At 31.5% G+C, this 24,457-nt stretch carries 23 protein-coding genes; all 23 read right to left on the bottom strand.

The window, feature by feature from the left end; all coding sequences use genetic code 11:
- Positions 1–65: 65 nt before the first annotated feature.
- Complete coding sequence (gene guaA, locus UF10_RS00285; RefSeq protein ID WP_106775876.1) at positions 66–1,601, bottom strand: glutamine-hydrolyzing GMP synthase; 1,536 nt, start codon at positions 1,599–1,601, stop codon at positions 66–68.
- Positions 1,602–1,797: 196 nt separating this feature from the next.
- Positions 1,798–3,420: a chaperonin GroEL gene (groL, locus tag UF10_RS00280; RefSeq protein ID WP_106775875.1), complete on the bottom strand. Its 1,623-nt coding sequence runs from the start codon at positions 3,418–3,420 to the stop codon at positions 1,798–1,800.
- 97 nt (positions 3,421–3,517) lie between these two features.
- The gene (locus tag UF10_RS00275) at positions 3,518–3,802 is read right to left on the bottom strand and encodes a co-chaperone GroES (protein WP_106775874.1); all 285 of its coding nucleotides are present in this window, start codon (positions 3,800–3,802) and stop codon (positions 3,518–3,520) included.
- Positions 3,803–4,016: 214 nt separating this feature from the next.
- Positions 4,017–5,510: a cardiolipin synthase gene (gene cls / locus UF10_RS00270; RefSeq protein WP_106775873.1), complete on the bottom strand. Its 1,494-nt coding sequence runs from the start codon at positions 5,508–5,510 to the stop codon at positions 4,017–4,019.
- 116 nt (positions 5,511–5,626) lie between these two features.
- Complete coding sequence (locus UF10_RS00265) at positions 5,627–6,502, bottom strand: DNA-3-methyladenine glycosylase family protein (RefSeq protein WP_106775872.1); 876 nt, start codon at positions 6,500–6,502, stop codon at positions 5,627–5,629.
- 337 nt (positions 6,503–6,839) lie between these two features.
- Positions 6,840–7,220 carry a cation:proton antiporter gene (locus tag UF10_RS09270; RefSeq protein WP_242968994.1) on the bottom strand — a complete coding sequence of 127 codons (381 nt, stop codon included), beginning with the start codon at positions 7,218–7,220 and terminating at the stop codon, positions 6,840–6,842.
- A 41-nt stretch (positions 7,221–7,261) separates the two neighbouring features.
- Positions 7,262–7,657, bottom strand: coding sequence for an Asp23/Gls24 family envelope stress response protein (locus UF10_RS09265; protein ID WP_207654536.1), 396 nt, complete (start codon positions 7,655–7,657; stop codon positions 7,262–7,264).
- Positions 7,658–7,685: 28 nt separating this feature from the next.
- A complete protein-coding gene (locus tag UF10_RS00255; RefSeq protein WP_106775871.1) occupies positions 7,686–8,276 on the bottom strand; it encodes a DUF2273 domain-containing protein in 591 nt (196 codons plus the stop codon).
- Between the two features lie 14 nt (positions 8,277–8,290).
- On the bottom strand, positions 8,291–9,304 hold the full coding sequence (gene amaP / locus UF10_RS00250; protein WP_106775870.1) for an alkaline shock response membrane anchor protein AmaP: 1,014 nt from the start codon (positions 9,302–9,304) through the stop codon (positions 8,291–8,293).
- A 334-nt stretch (positions 9,305–9,638) separates the two neighbouring features.
- Positions 9,639–10,211 (bottom strand): orotate phosphoribosyltransferase, encoded by a 573-nt coding sequence (gene pyrE / locus UF10_RS00245; RefSeq protein WP_106775869.1) that lies wholly within the window; start codon positions 10,209–10,211, stop codon positions 9,639–9,641.
- 291 nt (positions 10,212–10,502) lie between these two features.
- Positions 10,503–11,405, bottom strand: coding sequence for a dihydroorotate dehydrogenase (locus UF10_RS00240; RefSeq protein WP_106775868.1), 903 nt, complete (start codon positions 11,403–11,405; stop codon positions 10,503–10,505).
- Positions 11,405–12,094 carry a dihydroorotate dehydrogenase electron transfer subunit gene (locus UF10_RS00235; protein WP_106775867.1) on the bottom strand — a complete coding sequence of 230 codons (690 nt, stop codon included), beginning with the start codon at positions 12,092–12,094 and terminating at the stop codon, positions 11,405–11,407. The genes UF10_RS00240 and UF10_RS00235 overlap by 1 nt, the downstream gene beginning before the upstream one ends.
- Before the next feature lie 11 nt (positions 12,095–12,105).
- The gene (gene pyrB / locus UF10_RS00230) at positions 12,106–13,017 is read right to left on the bottom strand and encodes an aspartate carbamoyltransferase (RefSeq protein ID WP_106775866.1); all 912 of its coding nucleotides are present in this window, start codon (positions 13,015–13,017) and stop codon (positions 12,106–12,108) included.
- 154 nt (positions 13,018–13,171) lie between these two features.
- Positions 13,172–13,351, bottom strand: a complete 180-nt coding sequence (locus UF10_RS00225) for a FeoB-associated Cys-rich membrane protein (protein ID WP_106775865.1) — start codon at positions 13,349–13,351, stop codon at positions 13,172–13,174.
- A gap of 130 nt (positions 13,352–13,481) precedes the next feature.
- Positions 13,482–15,629, bottom strand: a complete 2,148-nt coding sequence (gene feoB / locus UF10_RS00220; protein ID WP_106775864.1) for a ferrous iron transport protein B — start codon at positions 15,627–15,629, stop codon at positions 13,482–13,484.
- 149 nt (positions 15,630–15,778) lie between these two features.
- Positions 15,779–16,012 carry a FeoA family protein gene (locus tag UF10_RS00215; protein ID WP_106775863.1) on the bottom strand — a complete coding sequence of 78 codons (234 nt, stop codon included), beginning with the start codon at positions 16,010–16,012 and terminating at the stop codon, positions 15,779–15,781.
- A 109-nt stretch (positions 16,013–16,121) separates the two neighbouring features.
- Complete coding sequence (locus tag UF10_RS00210; RefSeq protein ID WP_106775862.1) at positions 16,122–16,343, bottom strand: FeoA family protein; 222 nt, start codon at positions 16,341–16,343, stop codon at positions 16,122–16,124.
- 619 nt (positions 16,344–16,962) lie between these two features.
- Complete coding sequence (locus UF10_RS00205) at positions 16,963–17,622, bottom strand: hypothetical protein (protein ID WP_106775861.1); 660 nt, start codon at positions 17,620–17,622, stop codon at positions 16,963–16,965.
- 357 nt (positions 17,623–17,979) lie between these two features.
- Positions 17,980–19,233 (bottom strand): NAD-specific glutamate dehydrogenase, encoded by a 1,254-nt coding sequence (gluD, locus tag UF10_RS00200; protein ID WP_106775860.1) that lies wholly within the window; start codon positions 19,231–19,233, stop codon positions 17,980–17,982.
- Between the two features lie 938 nt (positions 19,234–20,171).
- On the bottom strand, positions 20,172–20,342 hold the full coding sequence (locus tag UF10_RS00195; RefSeq protein WP_106775859.1) for a DUF362 domain-containing protein: 171 nt from the start codon (positions 20,340–20,342) through the stop codon (positions 20,172–20,174).
- Positions 20,343–20,671: 329 nt separating this feature from the next.
- Positions 20,672–21,313, bottom strand: a complete 642-nt coding sequence (locus UF10_RS00190) for a redox-sensing transcriptional repressor Rex (RefSeq protein ID WP_106775858.1) — start codon at positions 21,311–21,313, stop codon at positions 20,672–20,674.
- 145 nt (positions 21,314–21,458) lie between these two features.
- Positions 21,459–23,390, bottom strand: coding sequence for a ribosomal protection-like ABC-F family protein (gene abc-f, locus UF10_RS00185; protein WP_106775857.1), 1,932 nt, complete (start codon positions 23,388–23,390; stop codon positions 21,459–21,461).
- Positions 23,391–23,406: 16 nt separating this feature from the next.
- A complete protein-coding gene (gene tsaD / locus UF10_RS00180) occupies positions 23,407–24,453 on the bottom strand; it encodes a tRNA (adenosine(37)-N6)-threonylcarbamoyltransferase complex transferase subunit TsaD (protein ID WP_106775856.1) in 1,047 nt (348 codons plus the stop codon).
- Positions 24,454–24,457 lie beyond the last annotated feature (4 nt).

Here is a 24,457-nt window from a genome sequence, read left to right as displayed (position 1 = left end):
GTGCAGTAAAAAAATAAGAAGAGCCAGAAACCCTTGATAAACAAGGATTTCTGGCTCTCCTACAACTACTCCCACTCAATTGTTCCCGGTGGTTTGCTTGTGATGTCATAAACTACTCTGTTTACTCCCTCACACTCATTTATTATTCTATTTGATATTCTTTCCAATACTTCATAAGGAATCTTATACCAATCAGAAGTCATACCATCACTTGAAGCAACGGCTCTTATACCTACTAGATGTGCATAAGTTCTTTCGTCTCCCATTACACCAACAGTCTTAACATCTGGTAGTGTAGCAAATGCCTGCCAGATTTCTTTGTAAAGGCCAGCTTTTCTTAGTTCATCCATATATACTGCATCTGCTTCTCTAAGGATATCACATTTTTCCTTAGTTACTTCGCCAATTACTCTTATTCCAAGACCTGGTCCTGGGAATGGATGTCTAAATATTAGATTTTCTTCTATTCCTAATTCTAGACCTATATTTCTAACTTCATCCTTGAATAGTTCTCTTAATGGTTCTATTATTTCCTGGAAGTCAACATCTTCTGGTAGTCCACCAACATTGTGATGAGATTTGATAGTAGCTGAATCTCCTAGACCGCTTTCTACTACATCAGGGTATATTGTTCCCTGTACCAAAAACTCCATTCTACCTAGCTTATGAGATTCTTCTTCAAATACTCTAATGAATTCTTCTCCTATTATCTTTCTCTTTGCTTCAGGCTCTGTTACTCCCTTCAACTTTCCTAGGAATCTATCTTCTGCATCTACCTTTATAAGATTCATGCTGAACTTTTCTCTAAATATATTCTCTACATCTCTTCCTTCATTCTTTCTTAGAAGTCCGTGATCAACGAATATACAAGTAAGATTATCTCCAATAGCTCTGTGCATCAATACTGCTGCAACAGATGAGTCTACACCACCACTAAGTGCGCATAGAGCCTTCTTATCTCCTACCTTTGCCTTTATTTCTGCTATCTTATCATCTATGAAAGAGCTTGTAGTCCAATCTCCACTTACTTCACATATTTTATATAGGAAGTTTCTTAAAATCTTATCTCCATCTAAGCTATGTTCAACTTCTGGATGGAACTGAACTCCATATAGCTTCTTTTCTACATTATGCATAGCTGCAACTGGGCAGTTAGCTGTTGTAGCTGTTACTTCAAAGCCTGCTGGAGCTTCTGATATATAATCTGTATGGCTCATCCATACCTGATTTGTAGTTACTCCTTCAAATATTGGAGATTCTTTATAATCTATCTTTGTCTTTCCATATTCTCTAGTCTGATTGTCTCCCTTTTGAACTTTTCCGCCCAATAGGTGAGCCATCAACTGATCTCCATAGCAAATACCTAGTATTGGTACTCCTATTTCAAATATTTCCTTAGACATTTTTGGAGATTCTTCCAAGTATGCACTATTTGGACCTCCAGTAAATATTATTCCCTTTGGATTTTTAACTTTTATTTTTTCTATTTCCGTTGTATACGGAAGAATTTCACAGTAAACATTGTTTTCTCTTACTCTTCTTGCTATTAACTGATTGTACTGGCCACCAAAATCGATGACTAGAACTAACTCATGCTTCATATTTTGCTCCTTTCAATATATATATATTTAATAATTGCGTTTTTACATACCCATTATTATATCATATTTTTAATGTCTATTGGCAAAAATATACAAAAAAGCCACCGTATATACGGTAGCTTTTAAGCTTATTTCTCTTATTTTTTTAATAAATTTATTTTTCTTAATTAAGTTTGACTTTTATTGGCAAATTTTATTACATCATACCTGGCATTCCAGCTGGCATTCCTGGCATATCATCATCAGAAGCTATATCTGCAACCGCTGCTTCAGTTGTAAGGAATACACTTGCTATTGAAGCTGCATTTTGAAGTGCACTTCTACTTACCTTAGTTGGATCTACTATTCCAGCTTCTATCATATTTACATACTTTTCATTTGCTGCATCAAATCCAGTCTGAGTATCTGAGTTCATAACATTTTGTATTATTACAGATCCTTCTAGTCCAGCATTTTTTGCAATCTGTCTTAATGGTTCTTCTAGTGCCTTTCTAATTATCTTTGCACCTAGCTGTTCTTCACCCTCTAGTGAATCTATCACTTCATCCACTGCAGGAACAATATTTACAAATGCAGTTCCACCACCAGCTACTATACCTTCTTGTACTGCTGCCTTTGTAGCATTAAGAGCATCTTCTATTCTTAGTTTTCTTTCCTTCATTTCTATTTCTGTTGCAGCGCCTACCTTTACAACTGCTACTCCACCTGATAATTTAGCAAGTCTTTCTGCTAATTTTTCCTTATCGAAGTCTGAAGTAGTTTCTTCTATTTGACGCTTAATCTGATTTACTCTGTTTTCTATTTCTTGCTTTTCACCAGCACCACCTACTATTGTAGTAGATTCTTTGTTTACCTTTACAGTTTGGGCTCTACCTAACATAGATAAATCTATATCCTTTAGATCAAATCCTAACTCACTTGATACAAATTTTCCACCTGTAAGAGTTGCTATATCCTCAAGCATTTCTTTTCTTCTATCTCCAAAACCTGGAGCCTTCACAGCTACAACATCAAATGTACCTCTTAGTTTATTGACTACTAGAGTAGATAGTGCTTCACCTTCTAGGTCATCTGCTATGATAAGTAGCTTTTCTCCACTTTGAACTAGTTGTTCCAATAATGGAAGTAATTCTTGAATGTTACTTATCTTCTTATCAGTTATAAGTATATATGGATTTTCTAGAACTGATTCCATTTTTTCTACATCTGTTACCATATATGCAGATAGGAAGCCTCTATCAAACTGCATACCTTCTACAGCATCTAGTTCTGTTACCATAGATTTTGATTCTTCTATTGTAATTACTCCGTCTTTTCCAACTATTTCCATTGCCTCTGCTATTAATTTACCCACTTCTTCATCTCCAGCGGAAATAGCACCTACCTGAGCAATTTCTTCTTTTGTATTTATCTTTTTAGAAATCTTTTTTAATTCTTCTACTGACACTTCAACTGCTTTATTGATTCCCTTTCTCAAAGGAATAGGATTAGATCCTGCCGTAACATTCTTTAATCCTTCTCTTATTATTGCTTGAGCCAAAACAGTAGCTGTAGTAGTACCGTCACCAGCTACATCATTTGTATTAGTAGCTACTTCTTTTACTAGTTGAGCACCCATATTTTCGAACTTATCTTCTAATTCTATTTCTTTTGCTATTGTAACTCCATCATTTGTTATCAATGGTGCACCAAATTTTTTATCTAATATAACATTTCTACCCTTTGGTCCTAATGTTACTTTTACTGTATCCGCTAATTTATTTACTCCTGCTTCTAGAGAAGTTCTTGCATCTTTTGAAAATTTTAATTCTTTTGCCATAATTACCACTCCTTTAGTTTCTATATTTTCTAATCTAAATAGTAATTCCTAAATTATTTTCTATAAATTAAAATCTAGTTTTTTGATTTTTTCTTTTCTAGTCTTCCAATACACCTACAACATCATCTTGCTTGATTACTATGAATTCTTCATCTTCTATCTTAACTTCAGTTCCAGCATATTTGCTATAGATTACCTTATCTCCAACATTTATTTCCATAGTTATTTCCTTGCCATCTACAACTCCAGAACCTACTGCTACTACTTCTGCAAACTGAGGTTGCTCCTTAGCTGCTCCTGTCAATATAATTCCACTGGCAGTCTTTTCTTCTGCCTCCGCTTTTTTTAATACAATTCTGTCTCCTAAAGGTCTTATTTTCATAATATATCCCTCCAATTTTCTAATTTTTATCTATTAAAATTTACAATTGTAAATCTCATTTTTAGCACATCAATTTAACTTTTACGTAAAAGCTATATATAATTGAAGAGATAAACCGCAATTAGCACTCTACCCCTTCAACTGCTAACAGTATAATTCTAAAAGCTTAACTAAAGCTTAATTTTGATATTTTCTGACTATTTTTTTTATAAATTTATAAAAGTGGTGAAAATAATCTTGATATAGACTCTGCCAATCTAACAACTATGTTTCTTGTTCTAAAGTTTTCTCTTAAAAGTTCCTTTGAATCTTCTTGATCAATATAAAATTGCTCTGTAATTTCTTCTATTACTTTCTTATCATATATAAAGGCGTTTACTTCAAAGTTAAGCATAAAACTTCTTAGATCCATATTTGAAGATCCAATAGAGGCTATCTCATCATCCACAATAACTAGCTTCGAATGTATAAATCCTTTTTGATACAGAAACACTCTGCCACCTGCGTCCAATATTTCATCAAAGTATGAATAAGATGCAATGTTTACAATAAAATGGTCAATCTTTTCTGGAAATATTATTCTCACATCTACACCACTCAAAGATGCTGTTTTAATGGCTTTAAGTATACTTTCATCTGGTATGAAATATGGCGTTTCAATATAAACTCTTTTTTGTGCCTGACTAATAGCTGAAAAAAATGCATAGTGTATATCTTCCCATTTACTATCAGGTCCAGTTCCTACTACCTGCAAGGCAACATCTCCTAATTCAGGCATCTTTGGCATATATCTTTTTTCTGTCATTATCTCATCTGTTGTAAGGTACCAATCTATAAGAAATATAATCTGAAGCATATGAGTACCTGCTCCCTTGATTCTAATATGAGAGTCTCTCCAATATCCAAACTTTTTGTCTTCTCCCATATATTCATCTCCTATATTGAGTCCTCCTGTATATCCAATCTTTCCATCAATGATAGCTATCTTTCTATGATTTCTATAATTTAATTGACCACCTATCAAAGGTAGTTTTGTAGGGAAAAACGCTGCACATTCTACTCCTGCCTTTTTTAACTCTTTTAAAAATGACCTATGTACCTTAAATCTCCAACAGGCTAAATCGTCATAAAGTATCCTTATCTCTACGCCTTCTTTTGCCTTTCTTATCAAAACGTCTTGAATTTTTCTTGCTATTTTACTATCTTTTATAATAAAGTACTCCAAATGTATATGGTCATTAGCAGCTTCCATATCCTCAATCATTCTAGAAAACTTTTCTATACCATCTTTATAAACTTCAACTTCATTATTAGTAGAGTAGGGGAATCTTCCTATCTTTAGTAAGAGGCTAACTACTCTTTCTCTCATTGGAGTTGTCTTATCCCCCAATAATTCTCCACTTTTTAACATCTCTTGTTGATTTTTTACTATACGTTTTAGCGCTTCTAGATTTTCAAACAGCATTTTTTCATTAAGTTTTTTTGTCTTTTCTTTTGCTTTAAATATTTTATGTTTTCTAATGTTTCTCCCTGAAAGAATGTATATAATAATACCCACACCTGGAAGTAAAATAAACATCATCATCCAAGATAAAGTCTTAGAAGGATCTCTATTTTCTAAAAGTATACTCATACTTATTATTATAGCTATTAAGTAGGATAACATTGTCAGCACTACTCCCAGACTTAACGTAATTCCTTGAGACATCTTATTTCCTCACTTTTCTACAATTAACAAATCAAATAAATATATAGTCTTGAAGAGCCGCTAGATTACTTCTATTATCTTACTATTTTTTAAGAGTTTTTTAGCTATTCATATAACTATTTACCTATTTCCATTTCTCTAACATAGTAAAATAAATATTGTTGAGCAAAGCCTGCTTTTTCTCCAAATAAATCCATACCATATTTTCTCATCTTTAAAAGACTCATATCCTCTGCATTGTAAAATTCCTGCATCACTCTTTTTACCCAAACATCTACTGGGAAAGAGTCATATTTTCCCATTCCAAACAAAGCAATACAATCAGAAACCTTTGCTCCTACCCCCTTAAACTTCATCAATTCCTTGTGGCAAGTAGCTGAGTTCATATCTATAAAATCCTGCATATCGAGCTTATTATCTATTACATCTCTTGTTGTGCTAAAGATATATTTGTCTCTAAATCCAGTCTTACAGTCTCTTAACTCTTCTATAGATGCCTTTGATAACTGCTCTGGAGTTGGAAATGAATAATAAGTTTTACCTTTATATTCTCCAAGCTTATCTCCATATCTTTCTGATATATTATTTATTGCCCTTTGTATCATAGGTATTCTATTGTTTGATGAGATAATAAAAGATATCAACATTTCCCAAGCATCTTGTTGAAGTATCCTTATCCCCCAACCAAAATCAACTGCAGCCCTTAAGTTCTCATCATGAGATGCTAGTTCTTTCTTTATAGATGAATAATCTCTAGCTAAATCAAAATAGTCATACCAAATATTTTCAAAATCAGATATATTAGTATTATCTAGAATAATCTCATTATCATTTTTTCTTACATTTAATATCTTTCCCTTAGCAACGCCCGTATAAGAGCCATCTTCTTCCTTTGTCCATCTAAAACATTGACCACAATCAAGTATATGTACTGGATCAAAATCTATGATATCTTTTAATATTATCTTATTTTCTCTTTCTTCTACTATCATATCTTCCTCCTTAAATTCTTTCATATTTTACTATATATAATTTCTAAAAATCATAATAAAGCTTTCTTTTTCCTAATTTATCTTACCTTTAAAACTTTACTGTATCTTTTTCAATATTTGCATAATTTTAATTAAGACAATTTGATTAATAATTTTAGTATACCATAAAATTATCTCAATTGTAGCTAGACTTATATTATAAAACTCTTATTTTCTTTTATTTTTTATAAAAAATAAGGAATTAACTAGACTTATAAAACCTAATTAATTCCTTATATAAATTTATTCTAAGAGCTTATCAAAGAATTATATTTTAGAGGCGTAAAAACAAGCTGAACTATTCTTCCCAACTTGCAATTTTGTTAAATTCTCCTGCCCATTCGAATCCTTTTTTGGCCATTATTACTGCTATTATCTCATTTATTACTGCAGCCGCAGCTATTGTACCCTGTATTATCTGAGCACTTTCAGGGGCTGACTTGCTAAGTGTTGTTACTGCTATACCTGTAAATACAAGAGATACACCTGAATGTGGTAAAAGTGTAAGTCCAAGATACTTTTGAACTGTTTTTGGCGATTTTGTTATTTTTGCACCAAAACGAGCAGAAAAGTACTTTCCCAATCCTCTAGATACTATATAAACTAGTGTAAATATTCCTGCTCCAAATATTAGATGAAAGTCTAGTGGTGCTCCTAGATTTAATATCACTGCTATCATAGAAAAGCTCAATATCGGACTAAAATCAGTTAGTATCTCATTTAATTTTTTTCTATTAATTCTTTAAAATCTTCGCTATTTAGAACATCTTCTACCTTAACATTTACTTCAACTACCTTTAATCCAGTCATACTATTGATTTGTTCTTCTATAGATGACTTCAATTCTTCATATATTTCCTTTGCATTTTTTCCGAACTCAAGAATTAATCTAAGATCCACTGCTACTTCTATTTCTCCAACTTCTACATTAATTCCAGCGCTTCCACTTCTTCCAAAGAAAGCTCCTCCACTTCCCTTTGCTGTAGTAATACCATCTATTTCCTTAATAGACATTAAAACAATCTTAGATATTACCTGTTCGTCAAAAGTCAACTTACTATTGTGTTGATTTTCAGCACTTCCATCTGTCAAACTTTTCTTATCCTTATTTTCCATAATATATGCCTCCTTTTAAAAGTTCTACTTATCTAAACTTCCTTGATATAGAATCAAATACAGATAAGAGCCTTGGGTTTCCATCCAAAAACTGACCTATGATATTTGCAAGTGATACTACAATAAATATCAGTAGTGTTTTCAAAAAACCTATCCATAAAATTAATAAAGCTAATATTATTCCTATTATAGTTCCCTTAAAAGTATTTGGTCTTTTTCTGTATAAATTCACTATTGCTTTTTCGTCAAATATCTTTTCACTAGATCCACAATTTTTTTCTTCCCTATAATCATCTTCACCAAAATCATATTTTATATGTCCACTAGATTCAAATCCGTTATTAAATCTTCTATCTTCATCCTCTGTTGAATTTGAGTGGTCCTCTTCATAAAATCTGTTTTTATCAAATGAATCTTTATATCCAGCTTTCTCTCTCGCTTCATAGCTTATACTAGCCGAATTCATATCTTTTCTTTCATTTTTTTCATCAGAGCTGTCGCTGTTTTCATAGATGATTTTTGTTTTTATTACAGGTTTTTCTTTTCTTTTTATTTCACCTATTGAAGATGTTTCTTCCTCTATATCATCCACATCTGCAATATGGTAATTTTCATCCATCACTAGCGCACCCCCTAATTTACCCTCTTATTTTTATTCTTTTTATTATCTTTAGCTAGGCCAACTTTATTATTTTGCTTGGAATTTTCCAAATCAATCTTTTTTTCCTTTACTTCAACATCATAAAACTTTATATTAACTTTATCCACCTTTTGTGCCAAAAAGTCTTCTAAAGAATTATGTATCCTTACCTGTATGGTATTGCAAAGATCATCAATTCCCATACTTGATATTCTTTTTTTATTACTTTCTGATAGCTCAACTTTCTTATTTTCTAAGCCCAAGATTTCACTGTCTTTTTTATCTTCTGAAATAACCTCTCTAGCTTCTTTTATTTCACTTGCTAGCTCTGTCTTATCTTCTTTTTCAACTTCTTTTACTTCACTTGCTAGTTCTGTATTATCGTCTTTTCCAATTTCTTTTACTTCACTTGCTAGTTCTGTATTACCTTCTTTTTCAACTTTTTTTACTTCACTTGCTAGTTCTGTATTATTATCTTTTCCAACTTCTTTTGAAATACTTTTTTTGCTTTTTTTAGTGCTTTTAGAGATATTTTCATTAGAGTTCTCTGACTTTTCATCAAAGTCATAATAACCCTTGGCCCTACAAACTGCTTCATCAAGACCACACTTTATGTTGAGTTTTACTTTTGAATCTCCACTATTTTTATTTTTTATTTTAACCTTAGCAGTACACTCTATCACTTCTTCGAACTCTTTCAGTGTATTTATTACTGTTTTTTCTATAACTGTATCTGATATGCTTATATTTCCACCTTTTTCAAATAATATAAGATATCTATCATCATTTTTTTTGAATATAGTTACAATTATTTTCACTGATAAAATCACTAAAATAATTGACCCTATAACAGTAATTCCTAGCTTTACTCTATCGTCCAACAAATAACTTTGCAAATCCATATCTACAAACCAACTAACCTTGTTTACAGATAGCAAAAACGTTATTACAAAAATCACTACTATCAAGTAATATACTATGTTAAGCAATTTCTTAAATCGAGACATACAAATCCCCCCATCAAAACAATATATCACTTATAGTTTATCATATTAGTGCCATTAATTCTATAAATAATCAGTCAATTCATAAACAAAACTATAATTTAAAAACTTATTAATCTCTATAATTAGAAAAAGACCAAACTATTTAGTTGGTCTTTTTCATACACTTTATATGCTTTAAATCTTTTTTGTGACTTATTTTTTCTATCTGCTTCAAATCTCTTATGATTTATTTTTCTATCTGCTTTAATTCTTTTTATGATTTATTTTTCTATTTGATTTAATTATTCTATATGATTTAATTATTTTCAACTTTAGATAATCACTTTACTTTTAACTACTTAAATTCTCTACTTCCAGGCTTTATTACATCAATCTTTCCTTCTTTGCATAAAGGGCAATCTTTTGGATCATATACCTGTATATCTAAGTCAATTGCACTATATATCGGCATACCTATATCGTCTTTTGTTCTGTTTGCTATGCAAGCTACACCTACTACAACTCCGCCCATAGCTTCTAGAACTCTCTTTGTTTCCTTAGTTGATTTGCCTGTAGTTACAACATCTTCTGCTATTATTATTTTATCTCCAGGCTTTACTTCAAATCCTCTTCTCAGCTGCATTTCATTGTCTTTTCTCTCGGTAAATATTGCCTCTTTTCCAAGTTGTCTACCTAGTTCATAAGATACTACCACCCCGCCCATTGCAGGCCCAACTACTAAATCTATATCCAGATTTTTTATTTTATCTACAACAACACTCAATACCTTTTCTGCTTGATCTGGAAACCTTAAAACTTTTGCACACTGTATATATCTATTTGAATGCATTCCTGAAGATAATAAAAAGTGTCCTTCTAATAGTGCATCACATTCCTTTAATATTTCAACTACATTTATATTATTCATATTTCCATCCTCCGTTTTTATGTGTTTTCTAAAATTTTCTTTATTTTTTACTTCGATTTTTATTTACTCTTTTATAGATTATTTCTTAGTATCTTTGTTTAATAGCTTTAAGAAGCTTTCTATAATTCGCTCATATACTCTTTGTTAATGATTTGAGTAACTTTTCTATAATTTTCTCGATATATTCTCTACTTGATATTATAGTATCGAGTCTTCAATTTTAATCTTATTCTTACATTTATCTCTTTAATCTATACTCAACTTTGAAATTTACCTTAAAATCTCAATATTTTATATTATTCCTCGTATTTCATCTAAACTTTTAATATTATTTTCTTCCATATATTTATTTAAATCTGCTATTATCTTTTCACCTATCTTAGGATCTGTAAAGTTTGCAGTTCCTATCTGTACGCAAGTCGCACCTGCCATTATAAATTCTATAACATCTCCTGCATTCATAATGCCTCCCATACCTACTACAGGTATACTTACAGCCTTACATACTTCATATACCATTCTAAGTGCTATAGGCTTGATTGCAGGGCCTGAAAGACCAGCTGTAACATTGTCAAACACTGGTTTTTTATTTTTTATATCTATAGCCATTGCCTTGAAAGTATTTACAAGAGATATTCCATCAGCACCCTCTTCTTCACATACTTTTGCCATTTCCACTATATCTTCTGCATTTGGTGATAACTTTACTATCAAAGGTTTTTTCGTAGCCTTTCTAACTGATCTAACAACATCTCTAGCTACTTCTGATTTTATTCCAAAAGCCATACCGCCATGTTTTACATTCGGACAAGATATATTTAATTCTATAATATCAAAATCCTTGTCATCAAGTAACTTTGCACCCTCTACATAATCATCTTCACAAGATCCACCTAAATTTACTATTCTGCAAAGGTCGAGTTTTGAAAAACTTGGAAGTTCCTGATCAATAAAGCCTTGAACGCCTGGATTTTCTAGTCCTACACTATTCATCATACCTGATGCTGTTTCATATACTCTTAGTCCATCATTTCCAGCCTTTGGAACATATGTTAGCCCCTTTGAGCTTATTCCACCCAAGACACTTATATCATATATTTCTCCATATTCTTTTCCAAATCCAAATGTTCCAGATGCCATTATAATAGGATTTTTTAGATTCATTCCACATAAATTCACTCTTAAATCTGCCATTATAATATCACATCCTCTCCCCAAAATACTGGCCCATCTTTACAAGTTTTTTTATTTCCTGACTTTGTCTTGCAAGTACACACAAGGCAAGCTCCTAGCCCACAAGCCATACGATTTTCCAAAGATACTTGAATCTTTGTATCAGTGCCCTTGGTCATATCTACTATCTTTTTCATCATAGGAGTCGGTCCACAAGTAAGTATATAATCATAATCTTTTGGATTGATTATATCTGTAATAAATTTATCTCCTACTGTTGTGTATACATTTTTACATACTTTCTCAAAGTCCTCTATCATAATCTCTTCTTCTCTAAAACCTAGGTAACAGTCACAGTTTTCTATGTTTTGAGCGACCATATAAAGAGGTGCTATTCCTACTCCACCACCTACTAGGGCTACTCTTCCTTTTACCTTTTCATATCCGTTTCCATATGGTCCCTGTAAGTTTATATCATCATCTTTATCTAATTTTGACAGAATTTTAGTACCTTCTCCTACTACTTTGTAAAGAAAGCTTATTCCATCTTCTTCTATATTATATATACTGATAGGTCTAGACAGCAAAGGGTAGTTATCCCAAGCTCTTAGCATAAAAAACTGCCCCATCTTAGCATCAAAATCTCCTGCAATCTTGATGTAATACATATCTTCGCCTACATATCTATTTTCTATTACTTTATAATCCATTTTGCACCACCTTATAATCCCAATAATTTCATTATCAAAGCCATTCTTACATACATTCCATACTGAGCCTGTTCAAAATACTTTGCTCTAGGATCCTTATCCACCTCTACAGATATTTCATTTACTCTTGGTAGTGGATGAAGTACCAACATATCTTCTCTTGCTAAGGACATTTTTTCAGTATCAAGTCTATATACATCTTTTAATCTTTCATATTCATCAGGATCATCAAATCTTTCCTTTTGAACTCTAGTCATATATAGTATATCCAAATCAACAATAGCATCTTCTAGACAAGTTGTTTCTGAATATTTTGTATCTTTAATTTCTTCTTTTACAAATTCTGGCATATTTAATTCTTCCGGTGATATAAATACAAATTCAATATTTTTATATCTTGACATTGCCTTTGCTAATGAATGTACAGTTCTGCCATACTTTAAATCACCACACATACCTATTTTTAGGTTATCTAAAGAGCCCCTATTAGCCTTTATTGTAAGTAAGTCTGTAAGAGTCTGTGTTGGATGTTGATTGTTTCCGTCACCTGCATTTATAAATGGTTTTTTACAAATTGCTGATGCATGATTTGCTACTCCTGATAATGGATGTCTCATTGCGATTATGTCTACATACTGAGATACTGTTGTAATAGTATCTTCCAAGGATTCTCCCTTAGATGTTGAAGAAGCTGTTGGATCAGAAAATCCTATAATTCTTCCTCCGAGTCTATTCATAGCTGACTCAAAACTCAGTCTAGTTCTTGTAGACGGTTCATAGAACAATGTTGCAAGTAATTTCCCCTCACATACATTGATGTATCTTTCTGGATTAGATTTTATCTGCATGCCCAATTTTAAAATTGAACTTATTTCTTCTACAGTAAAGTCATCTGGCTTTACTAGATGTCTGCCTTTTAACATATTTCCTCCTTTTTGGCCTCACAGGACCCAATTAAAGTGTAAATAAATCTTAAATATATAAATGTCTTTCCTAAAGAGATTATCACCTTTGATACTTTATGTCAATAGTAAATTAAAAAGGACAAGCCCTAAAATTAGGTCCTGTCCTTTTCTTTTATCTGTTTAAATCTATCTTTTTTAAGTCTTTATTTAAATCAATTTTACTTGAAGGGCAAGAATGGCAAGAGCTGCAATCTGAACCACAGTTACAACCTCCATTTTTTCTAACTCTTCTAACTGCAAATGCTACAACTCCCGTAACAACTAGAAGTACTGCAATAGTTGATGCATTCATAACTTCAACCCCTTTCAACTAAATATCTACTCTCACAATATTTATATGTGAAATTTTTCTTGAGTATCTATATAAGTATAACCCTATACTATTATTATATACCCAATATTTTTTTAATTTAAAGCTTTCTCTAACTTTCTGTTACAGCTCTTTCTGAATGGGTGTTACCGACGCTTGGCTTTCTAAACATCATATAAAGAATAATTGCCAAGACTGCTAATGCTACATATGTCCATCCTGTTACAGGATTTTTTAATACTAAGACATTTCCAAACTGGAATACCATAAGTGCTACTGCATATGCAAATACAAGTTGGTAAATAACTGCAAACCAAGTCCATTTTGCATCTCTCATTTCTCCTCTGATGGCTCCTATTGCTGCAAAACAAGGTACACACAGCTGATTGAATATCATAAAGCTAAGAGCTGATACAGATGTAAATACTGTCGCTGCATAATTAATCATTCCTGGATCATCACCAGCTACTTCGCCAAGTCCTGCTACAACACCAAAAGTAGATACTACTACTTCCTTTGCTACTAGACCACATATAGTCGCTACTGTTGCTGCCCAATGTCCAAATCCTAAAGGTGCAAATACCGGTGCCAAAGTTCTACCTATAGCCTCCAATATTGAATGGCTCTTTCCTGAGAATTCAACAAATTCAAAGCTAGTAGAAATATTTTGTAAGAACCATATAACTACTGTTGCCAATAGTATTACTGTACCCGCCTTTATAACAAATGCCTTTATTCTATCCCAAGTAGTTTTTAATACATTTGCTGCTGTTGGCATATGATATTCTGGAAGCTCCATTACAAATGGTGCTGGTTCTCCTGCAAATCTCTTTGTCTTCTTTAGCATCATTCCTGATACTACTACTGCCAATATACCTACAAAGTAACAAACTGGAGCAAACCACCATCCCTTTGCACCTGCAAATATTGAAGCTGCAAATAGTGCTATTATTTCAGTTTTTGCCCCACATGGCATAAATGAAGCTACCATTATAGTCATTTTTCTATCATTTTCATTTTCTATTGTTCTAGTTGCCATAATTCCTGGAACTGAGCAACCAGTACCTATAAGAATTGGTATGAAAGATTTCCCTGAAAGACCAAACTTACGAAAAACTCTATCAAGAATGAAAGCTATTCTCGACATATAGCCAATATCTTCCAAAATTGCTAAGAATAAATACAGTGTTGCTATAATAGGAACAAATCCTAATACTCCACCAACACCACCAATAATACCGTCTACTATCAAGCTAGTTAGCCACGGTGCAACATTGGCTCCAACTAAGAAGTTTTCTATGTTTCCACTTACTATTTCTCCAAAGAATATATCATTTACCCAGTCAGTTACTCCACCTCCAACTATACTTACAGATACATAATATATTAAAAATATTACTGCTGCAAACACAGGAAGGGCAAGCCATCTATTAGTTACCACTCTATCTATCTTATCACTAGTTGTGAGTCCAACTCTTCCCTTTTTAACTGCACTTTTAACAATTTCGGAAATATAATCATACCTAGAATCTGTTATAATACCTTCTCCATCATCATCAAAATGCTCTTCTGCTTTTTCTATGATATTCTTTAATTTATTTTTATCCGCTATAGATAGGTCTAAATTTTTTGTTGCCTTTTCATCTTCTTCAAAAAGCTTTACTGCATACCATCTTTTATACTGTTTCTCACAAGTATGCTCAATACAACTTTCAATATCACTAATTACTTTTTCAACTTCAGGGTCAAAAGAAGTAATATGCTTGTGTTCTTTAGCAGAGACCTTCTTTGCTAAATCTATTACACCGTCTATGTTCTTATTTTTAAGAGCCGATATTTCTATTACTGGATATCCCAGCTTTTTGCTCAAAATTTTAGTATCAATTTTATCTCCATTTTTCTCTACTAAATCCATCATATTAAGAGCCAATATCATAGGTATTCCTATCTCAGATAATTGAGTAGTCAGATATAAATTTCTTTCTATGTTAGATGCATCGATAACATTGACAATAACATCAGGTTTTTCATTTATTAGATACTCTCTACTAACTACCTCCTCTAATGTGTATGGAGATAAAGAATATATACCAGGTAAGTCAGTAATGCTTACTTCCTTATCCTTTTTATATAATCCACTTTTTTTCTCTACTGTAACTCCTGGCCAGTTACCAACGTACTGATTTGATCCTGTCAGTGCGTTAAATAATGTGGATTTCCCAGAGTTGGGATTTCCCGCCAACGCAATTGTAATACTCATTTTATTCCCCTTTCAAAATTCAAATTGTTTATCTTATAAGTTCAAAATTAAAATTTAAGTTTAATTAAATAATCAAAAAATAATATTGCAACTCATTATCAATGAGTTTTTATAAAAAATGTAGCTATTTTCCCCAAACTACAAACTATCTACTTTGCTATTTCTTCTATTTCAACACAAGAAGAATCTTCTTTTCTAAGACTTAATTCATAACCTCTTACTGCTATTTGCACTGGATCTCCCAAAGGTGCAACTTTTCTTACATATAACTCAGCTCTCTTTGTTATTCCCATATCCATTATTCTTCTTCTCAAAGGTCCTTCACCGTGTATTTTCTTGACTAGGTAGTATTTACCTACTTCTGCTTCTTTTAATGTTTTCATTACAAGCTCCCCCATTCATATTTTATTATTAATATACTAGCATTTGATAATGATAGTAATTATCATCACATTATTAAAAATTCCCTTAAAAAATACGACACACACCTCACTATTCTGAAGGTGCAATCATTATTCTCATAGCCAGTTCTTTACCTATTCCAACACGGCTACCCTTTATATTTACTATGATATTTCCAGCATTTTCTGATACTGCCATCAGCTCAGAATCCTCTACAAATCCCATATTAGCAAGCTGAGTTTTCTGCTCGCCTTTTAATCTTACTTTATTTATTTTCATTGGAACACCCAATGGTGCTAGTGACAAATTCATAAGACTCCTCCTTTGGAATCCAAATAATTCCTTAGTTATTAAACATTATTGATATAAGTAAATTATAGAATAATTCCTATCAATTGTCAATGAATTATGATAGTATTTTTCTTTTGATTTTAATTATTAATACCTATTTGATTTTTATTTAATAATTTTCTTTTTTCTGACTTAAGATAGTTTTCTTTTAATGCTTTTCAAGTTATATAAGTATGTTTTTAAAGCCTAATTAACTTTTATATCTGTTTTTTTAATTTATCTTTAAATATTTTTTGGAATATAAAAAAAGAAAGAAGTTCAGCTTAAAGCTCACTTCTTTCATATTTTCACTACTTATTTTTATTATTTATTTTTAATTATATATTTTTAGACTACTTAAATATTTTAAAACTATAGTCCTTCATACTTTTTCCTAATTTGAAAATATATATTTTTAGACTGCTTGCTATTTTAATTTTGTCTGAATTTTGAATTTTTTAACTATTTTAAACTATAAGCTTTTAGATTTTTTAACTCATATTTAATTATCTCTTTCAAAGCTTCCTTATTTTTTTACAGTGATAGACTTCTCTAATAATTTATATAACTATAAATTTTTTAGATTTATTTAATTGTTTTTTTAAAAAGTAAGCAGACTACCGATTATATCTCCACCTATATTTATTAGATTTTCCTTGGTAAAGCTAAAGTCGATTTTTAGTATGCTATCCTTCAATCTAATCTTATCTATACTGACATTTGATGATTTTAGGTTTACATATATTCTATCACCCTCTGTGCTTACAATATTATTTTTGCCTTCTATCATCTTTTCAAATTTTTTCATAAATACTGAATTTTTTACTTTTATTTTACCCAACTTTACATCATTTACAGTTAAAACTAGCCTTCCATCTTTATCCTCTGCCTTCATTCTAACATCTACTTGGGTATCCCAAGGACCTAACTTTCTAGGATACTTCATCAAAATTTCGTCCTGATCAAGATTTATCGATGCTTCTTGAAGTTTTTGATTATTGGCATTTACTAATGTATTTTTTAATATTTTTTTAAATAAATCATCATTCATTTCCAAGCTGGCGTTCAATTTTCTATCCTCTAATCTTACAGTCTTTAATATATCTTTATTGACTTGAATAAGATCCAGGCTCTCATCTATGTTTGAGACTCTATCTTCATTTACAATTGGATCTGCGGGCTTTAGAGCATATCCTATGGCGACTATAAGTAAAACTGCAACTACTATTAAAGCAATTATAATTTTATAAATTTTTCTCATATTAATTCTCCTATTCTAACAAATATATGAAAGCTAATATTATATATATCAACTTTTTATTAGAAATACTGAAAAACAAAACTATCTTTATCTAGTATCCTTACTTCTATTATATACTTTAATAGATATATTACTACTTTTATCTGAAAAATTCCTTAATTATTTAAACAAGGAGAGCTTTTATAATATTTGGACAAAAACTTTTATAACCTTTGAGTAAAAACTTTTATAAAAACGAAAAAGGACCGCAAATGCGGTCCTTTCATATTAAGTTGTATTATATATGTTGCAATGGCTTATTACAAAACGCCCTTTTATCTTTGTATTTTGAAATAGTTAATTGTAACTAATTATATCTTAGTACCAACCTCTAAGCTTCATTGCCTTAGCAACCTTCTTAACTGAGTTCATGTAAGCAGATTCTCTTAGAGTTACGTTGAATTCTTCCTTTATAGCCCAAAGAGCTTCGAAAGCCTGAACCATAGCTATTTCTTCCTTTTCAGCAACTTCTTCTTCTGTCCAGTAGTATCCGTATAGGTTCTGTACCCATTCGAAGTAAGAAACAGTAACACCACCAGCATTTGTAAGTATGTCTGGAGTAAGAACTATTCCTCTTCTGTTAAGAACTTCATCACCTTCTGGAGTTGTAGGTCCGTTAGCAGCTTCGCAAACTAACTTAGCCTGAATCTTTTCAGCTACGTTTTCATCTATTGCATTTTCAAGAGCAGCTGGAACAACTATGTCAACCTGGCATGCCCAGAATTCGTCCATAGATATAGCCTTAGATCCTGGGAAGTCTAAAAGGTTACCCTTTTCAGCTCTGTAGTCCCACATTTCCTGGAAGTCTAATCCGTCTTCCTTGTATATTGCATATGGGCCAGCTTCCTTACACCATTCAGCCATAGCTACTATTGAAGCACCCTGTCCCTGAATATTCTTTACTGTGAATGCACCAACGTTACCGAATCCCTGAACAGCAACCTTAGCCTTATGCATATCTATACCTAACTTCTTAGCAGCTTCTCTAACTGTAACTGCAACACCAAATCCAGTAGCTTCATTTCTACCTAATGATCCACCGAATTCAACTGGCTTACCTGTTATAACACCTATAGAAGAAACTCCTGCAAGTCTGTTATATTCGTCAACCATCCAAGACATAACCTGTCCGTTTGTACCAACATCTGGAGCTGGAACGTCAACCTTTTCACCAATTAACTTGTGTATACCATCTATATATCCTCTAGCTAGTCTTTCTAGTTCTCCCTGTGATAATTCCTGTGGATCAACTATGATACCACCCTTACCACCACCGTAAGGAATACCAGTTGTACAGCACTTAAATGTCATCCATATTGAAAGCGCCTTTACTTCTTCAAGAGAAACGTTTGGATGGAATCTAACTCCGCCCTTTGTTGGTCCTATAGCATCATTATGCTGAGATCTGAATCCCTTAAATACCTTTATTGAACCGTCATCCATTTTAACTGGGATGTTAACTTCGATAACTCTTCTTGGTTCCTTTAATAGTTCGTAAACATTAGCTTCCATTCCTAATTTATCACAAGCATTTTTAACCTGAGCCTGTGCCATTTCAAATACATTTGCCATTTGTAAGCCTCCTTAAAATTAAGATACTCTTTTAATTATTATTTTATTATTTGCTAGAAAAATTCACCTTTATAAAAACCTTTTCATAAAAGTGTAGAAACATTTTCCTAACTACAAACAAATTATAACACATATAGTTAAAATAGTGTATAATAGTTTAGATTTTAACGATTTTTTTTCGTATTTTCTACCTGCTTTTAGAGTTTACACACTCAAAATAATTGTTATTTTTCATTTTTTACCATCTTTATTAAAGCTTGTATACTACTTACAAGTATCAAAACTGCATTATAAAAAGTTTTTTATTTTACAAAAAACTCAGTTAATAGAGACAACTTCGATTGTAAAGTTTACTTTTAACATTATATTTCTATTGTTATTAGCTAATTTCACAACTTTTTTAAAATTATTTAAAAAGACTATTTTATAACGAAAATTAACTCTCTTTTTTCTGATTTTATTTTTAAAAATCTATATCTATTTTTTTATATCTATGTGATACATTGTTTGTTTATAGTATTTTCTTAGATTTTTTATATTATTGCAGACTTTTAAGATTTAGAAAACTATTTTTTAAAAATTATTAAATATATATTTTTCTAAGTAAAAAACTTTTTTTCAAATTTATATAAAATACTATCTCCTTAGAATAAATTCTATCTATGGTGTCTTTATAATATTTTTTTACAACATTTTTTATAACCTGCTTTATATTGTACTCTACAATATATTTTACGATATTTTTTATAAGCTACTTTCATAGGATGATTTACAGGATATTTTATAAGCTACTTTCATAGGATGCTTTACAGTATTTTTTACAAGCTGCTTTCATATAGTATTTTACAATCTCTTTCATTCTGTTTTTAGATGAAAAACGAAAAAACCCAATGCATTGAAATTCAACACATTGGGATATTCATCTTATTTAGCCTGTATTATTCTGGCTGAGGAGCGTCTACTGGACAAACTCCAGCACAAGATCCACAATCTATACAAGAAGATCCATCTATTACATAGATTCCGTCTCCTTCAGATATACATGATACTGGACATTCAGCAGCACATGCACCACAACTGATACAGTTATCTTTAATTACGTAAGCCATTTTGTACCTCCTATTTAATATTATTTTATCGACAATTTCATTATAGCAGAGTGTTGTTATATTTGCAATTGATTTTTAAATTTTTTTATATTTTTTTTAAAACAAGCTAAAAGCCTTGTTTTCAAGCTGTTTTTAGTTTCATTTATAAATAAAAAAATACAATCAAAGTTTCTAAATGAGAATTGTTTTCTATTAGAAAAGGCCTATATAACTTAATATAACATATATAAGCCGGCTCTAACTTTACATTCAAATTTTTTTCTATAAATTTTTTATATAAAAACAATTGTTTTTTAATATATATATTAATCTACAACTATTTTTATTTTCTATAGCTGTTCTTCATCTCTTTCCTTCATCAAATAAGATAAAGTAAATAAACTTTCAGTTAAGTTTACACTTTCAACTATAACATCTGATGGCACTTCAAGATCTATAGGTGCAAAGTTCCATATTCCCTTTATACCTACTCCTACCAACTTATCAGCTACATCTTGAGCTCCATTCTTTGGTATACACAATATGGCAATATCTACCTTGTTGTTTAATACATAATCTTCAATATCATCAGAGTCTAAAATTTCATAGTCTCTAAGCTTAAGACCTATCATCTTTGGATTGGCATCAAATACAGCACTTATATCAAATCCTGCATTTTTAAAGCCTGCATAATTAATTAAAGCCTGTCCCAAATTCCCGGCACCTACTATTACAGCTCTATATCTCTTATCCAAACCTAATATTTTTCCTATTTCTCTGTGCAATGCTTCTACATTGTATCCATATCCCTGTTGTCCAAAACCACCAAAGTTATTTAGGTCCTGTCTTATCTGTGAAGCGGTAAAACCTATTATTTCACTTAATTCCTTTGAAGATATTCTTTGAATATCTCTCGCCAATAAATCTGCCAAATATCTATAGTACTTGGGTAATCTTCTTATTACAGCCATAGAAATGTTCTTATTTCCCATATGCTTTAGCCTCCTTTGTTTTTCTTAATTATTTCGATTGAATTTCTTTTTTTTAAAACACCGATAAACTATATTTTGTCATACTAAGACAAAAACACTACTATACACTTAATTATACAATATTTTCGATAAATTTAAAACATATTTATGCCATTATTTCTTCCCATTTCGTATATAAGTGCTTTAATTTCTTTTCATGTTCGGCTTTTTCTTGATTTACTTCTTTAGATTTTTCTGGAGATGAATATATTTCCTCTTGGCAAAGCATATATTCTAATCCCTCTATTTCTTTTTCAAGTAACTCAATTTCATCTTCAATCTTCCTAACGCGGTTTCTTACTTGATTTTCCTTCTGTTTTTGCTCTTTTTCGCGTTTTTTCTCTTCTTTAATTTGTGTCTTTGTTTTTTGCTCAATATCCAAATCATCAGCAAGTGTTTCCATTTCTTTTTGCTGAGTTTTTTTCTCCATATAGTAATCATAATTTCCTAGATATTCAGTCACACCTTCTGGTGAAAGTAGTAAAATCTTATCAATTACTGTGTTAAGAAAATATCTATCATGTGATATTGTAAAAATAGTTCCATCATATTCTAACAAAGCTTCTTCCAAAACTTCCTTAGAATCTATATCAAGATGGTTGGTTGGCTCATCTAATAGCAGTAAGTTTGATTTAGATAAAATCAGCTTCAATATTGCTATTCTTGCCCTTTCACCACCACTCAATAAATTAATTTCCTTGAATACATCTTCATCGCTAAATAAAAATGCACCCAAAAGACTTCTTATCTCAGTCTGAGTTAGACTTGGATTTGAGTCCCATATTTCATCTATTATTGTATTTTTAAGATTTAAAGTCTTTTGCTCCTGATGAAAATATGCAGGTATTACATTTTGACCTATCTTAAAATTGCCATCATTTTGTGTTTCTTCACTCATCAAAATCTTAAATAGAGTAGACTTTCCTATTCCATTCGGTCCTATCAAAGCTACTTTTTCACCTCTATATATATCGAAGTTGACACCCTTAAATAAAACTCTTTCATCAAAGGACTTCTCTAAATTTTCTACTCTTAATACATCATTACCACTCTGTGGCGCACTGTGAAACTTAAACTTAGCCTTTTTTCTATATTCTTGTGGTTTTTCTAATTTTTCCACCTTGTTGAGCATCTTTTCCTTGCTTCTTGCCCTCTTAATGTGTTTTTCTCTACCGTAAGACTTTAGCCTTTCAATAGATTCTTCTTGTTTCTTGATTTCATGTTGTTGATTCTCATATCTTTTTAACTCAATTTCTTTTTGAATCTTTGCTTGTTTTTGATATTCTGTGTAGTTACCGTTAAATGCAGTAAGATGTTTATTTGACATTTCAAATATTCTATTGACAGATTGATCCAGAAAATATCTATCATGAGATATAATCATCACTGTACCTTCATAGGCTCTCAAAAATCCTTCAAGCCACTCTACTGCCTCTGCATCTAGATGGTTGGTTGGCTCATCTAGTAGTAAAAGAGATGGTTTGCCAAGAAGTAATTTTGCAAGTAAAACTCTTGTCTTTTCCCCACCAGATAATACATCAATTTGCTTTTCAAGATCATCTTTCGAAAATCCTAGCCCCCTAAGCGTTCCTATTACCTCACTTTTATAGCTATAGCCATGATTTTCTTCAAATCTTTCGTATTTTTTACCATAATCATCCATCAATTTCTTTAGTTCTGAAGTTGGAGAACCCTCTAATTTAGATAGCTCTGCTATCTTATGTTCCATATCTCGAAGTTCTATTTCAGACGCAATCAAGTCGCTAAAAACTTTTAAAACTTCTTCATAAATAGTCTTGTCAGAATGGAAATTTGTATTCTGTTCTAAATATCCCATTCTACAATCTTTTGAAGTATATATTTCTCCACTATCGTATCCATATATTCCAGTAATTATTTTAAATAAAGTAGTTTTTCCAGTACCATTGACTCCTACTATACCTACTTTATCACCTTCACTAATAGAAAACGATATATCTTCAAGAATAGTTTCTACACCGAAGCTCTTAGTTACGTTGTTGCAAGACAACATTATCATATCTATACTACCTCCGCTATCCTTGATTTATTTTTAGATTTGGAATGGCATTTAATTCCATCCCATCTCTCCTTCCATTTATATATCTATAGTAACCTGCACATCCTATCATAGCTGCATTGTCTGTACAAAGTATCAAAGGAGGATACTTTAATTCAATTCCCTCTTGTGCACATAGTTCACTCATTTTTTCCCTTAAGCCAGAGTTTGACGCTACACCACCAGATAGGGTAACTGTCTTATATCCCTTTTCTTTGCAGGCCTTTATAGTTTTTTGTGTCAATACATCAACCACTGCAGCCTGAAAAGATGCACAAACATCTTCAGGAACTATTTCAATATCTTTCATCTTCATTGAATTTAAATAGTTTAATACAGATGACTTTATTCCACTAAAGCTGAAGTCATATCCCTTTTCATGAAGACAGGCTCTAGGAAATTCTACTGCATGTGGATTACCTTCTTTTGCCAATCTATCTACTATCGGACCTCCTGGATATCCAAGTCCCATAGCTCTAGCTATTTTATCAAATGCTTCACCTGAGGCGTCGTCTTTTGTCTTACCTAGTATTTCATATTCTCCATAATCTTTTACCTCTACAAGGTGAGTATGTCCACCTGATACAATCAAGGTAATAAAAGGAGGTTTTAAATCCTTGTGCTCTATATAGTTTGCACTCAAGTGTCCTTCTATATGATTTACTCCTACCAAAGGCTTGTTAAGTGTAAATGCCAAAGACTTTGCATATGATAAACCTACTAGCAAGGCACCTACTAGACCTGGTCCGTAAGTAACTGCTATATGTGTTATATCATCAAAAGTCATATTGCTTTCATCCAAGGCTTCTTGAACTACTATATCTATATTTTCTATATGCTTTCTTGAAGCTACTTCTGGAACTACTCCACCGAACTTCTTATGTGTTTCTATTTGAGTAGATATAATGTTTGATAGCACTTCTCTTCCATTTCTTAAAATTGAACATGCTGTTTCATCGCAACTGCTCTCTATTGCTAGAGTAATTATATCTTTATTTTCTTTATTTTTATTTTCAGTATTCATAATG

Source organism: Peptostreptococcus russellii (assembly GCF_003012055.1).
Lineage (GTDB): Bacteria > Bacillota > Clostridia > Peptostreptococcales > Peptostreptococcaceae > Peptostreptococcus > Peptostreptococcus russellii.
The sequence above is the reverse complement of the archived record's forward strand: the minus strand, read 5'-3'. Positions and strand labels throughout refer to the sequence as shown.

Bases quoted from the DNA above. Each gene is read 5' to 3' on its own strand.
- UF10_RS09265 (WP_207654536.1), bottom strand. From the start codon at position 7,657: ATGGAAAATAAGGATAAGAAAAGTTTGACAGATGGAAGTGCTGAAAAT.
- cls (WP_106775873.1), bottom strand. From the start codon at position 5,510: ATGTCTCAAGGAATTACGTTAAGTCTGGGAGTAGTGCTGACAATGTTA.
- pyrB (WP_106775866.1), bottom strand. From the start codon at position 13,017: ATGTTAAAAGGCAGACATCTAGTAAAGCCAGATGACTTTACTGTAGAA.
- UF10_RS00240 (WP_106775868.1), bottom strand. From the start codon at position 11,405: ATGGCAGATTTAAGAGTGAATTTATGTGGAATGAATCTAAAAAATCCT.
- UF10_RS00190 (WP_106775858.1), bottom strand. From the start codon at position 21,313: ATGGGAAATAAGAACATTTCTATGGCTGTAATAAGAAGATTACCCAAG.
- UF10_RS00210 (WP_106775862.1), bottom strand. From the start codon at position 16,343: ATGAATTTGTCACTAGCACCATTGGGTGTTCCAATGAAAATAAATAAA.
- groL (WP_106775875.1), bottom strand. From the start codon at position 3,420: ATGGCAAAAGAATTAAAATTTTCAAAAGATGCAAGAACTTCTCTAGAA.
- pyrE (WP_106775869.1), bottom strand. From the start codon at position 10,211: ATGAATAATATAAATGTAGTTGAAATATTAAAGGAATGTGATGCACTA.
- UF10_RS00205 (WP_106775861.1), bottom strand. From the start codon at position 17,622: ATGAGAAAAATTTATAAAATTATAATTGCTTTAATAGTAGTTGCAGTT.
- gluD (WP_106775860.1), bottom strand. From the start codon at position 19,233: ATGGCAAATGTATTTGAAATGGCACAGGCTCAGGTTAAAAATGCTTGT.
- tsaD (WP_106775856.1), bottom strand. From the start codon at position 24,453: ATGAATACTGAAAATAAAAATAAAGAAAATAAAGATATAATTACTCTA.
- UF10_RS00225 (WP_106775865.1), bottom strand. From the start codon at position 13,351: ATGAATGCATCAACTATTGCAGTACTTCTAGTTGTTACGGGAGTTGTA.
- UF10_RS00195 (WP_106775859.1), bottom strand. From the start codon at position 20,342: ATGGCTTACGTAATTAAAGATAACTGTATCAGTTGTGGTGCATGTGCT.
- UF10_RS00265 (WP_106775872.1), bottom strand. From the start codon at position 6,502: ATGATAGTAGAAGAAAGAGAAAATAAGATAATATTAAAAGATATCATA.
- UF10_RS09270 (WP_242968994.1), bottom strand. From the start codon at position 7,220: ATGATAGCAGTGATATTAAATCTAGGAGCACCACTAGACTTTCATCTA.
- UF10_RS00275 (WP_106775874.1), bottom strand. From the start codon at position 3,802: ATGAAAATAAGACCTTTAGGAGACAGAATTGTATTAAAAAAAGCGGAG.
- UF10_RS00215 (WP_106775863.1), bottom strand. From the start codon at position 16,012: ATGAAAACATTAAAAGAAGCAGAAGTAGGTAAATACTACCTAGTCAAG.
- guaA (WP_106775876.1), bottom strand. From the start codon at position 1,601: ATGAAGCATGAGTTAGTTCTAGTCATCGATTTTGGTGGCCAGTACAAT.
- abc-f (WP_106775857.1), bottom strand. From the start codon at position 23,390: ATGATAATGTTGTCTTGCAACAACGTAACTAAGAGCTTCGGTGTAGAA.
- UF10_RS00255 (WP_106775871.1), bottom strand. From the start codon at position 8,276: ATGGATGAAAATTACCATATTGCAGATGTGGATGATATAGAGGAAGAA.
- amaP (WP_106775870.1), bottom strand. From the start codon at position 9,304: ATGTCTCGATTTAAGAAATTGCTTAACATAGTATATTACTTGATAGTA.
- feoB (WP_106775864.1), bottom strand. From the start codon at position 15,629: ATGAGTATTACAATTGCGTTGGCGGGAAATCCCAACTCTGGGAAATCC.
- UF10_RS00235 (WP_106775867.1), bottom strand. From the start codon at position 12,094: ATGGATTATAAAGTAATAGAAAATAGATATGTAGGCGAAGATATGTAT.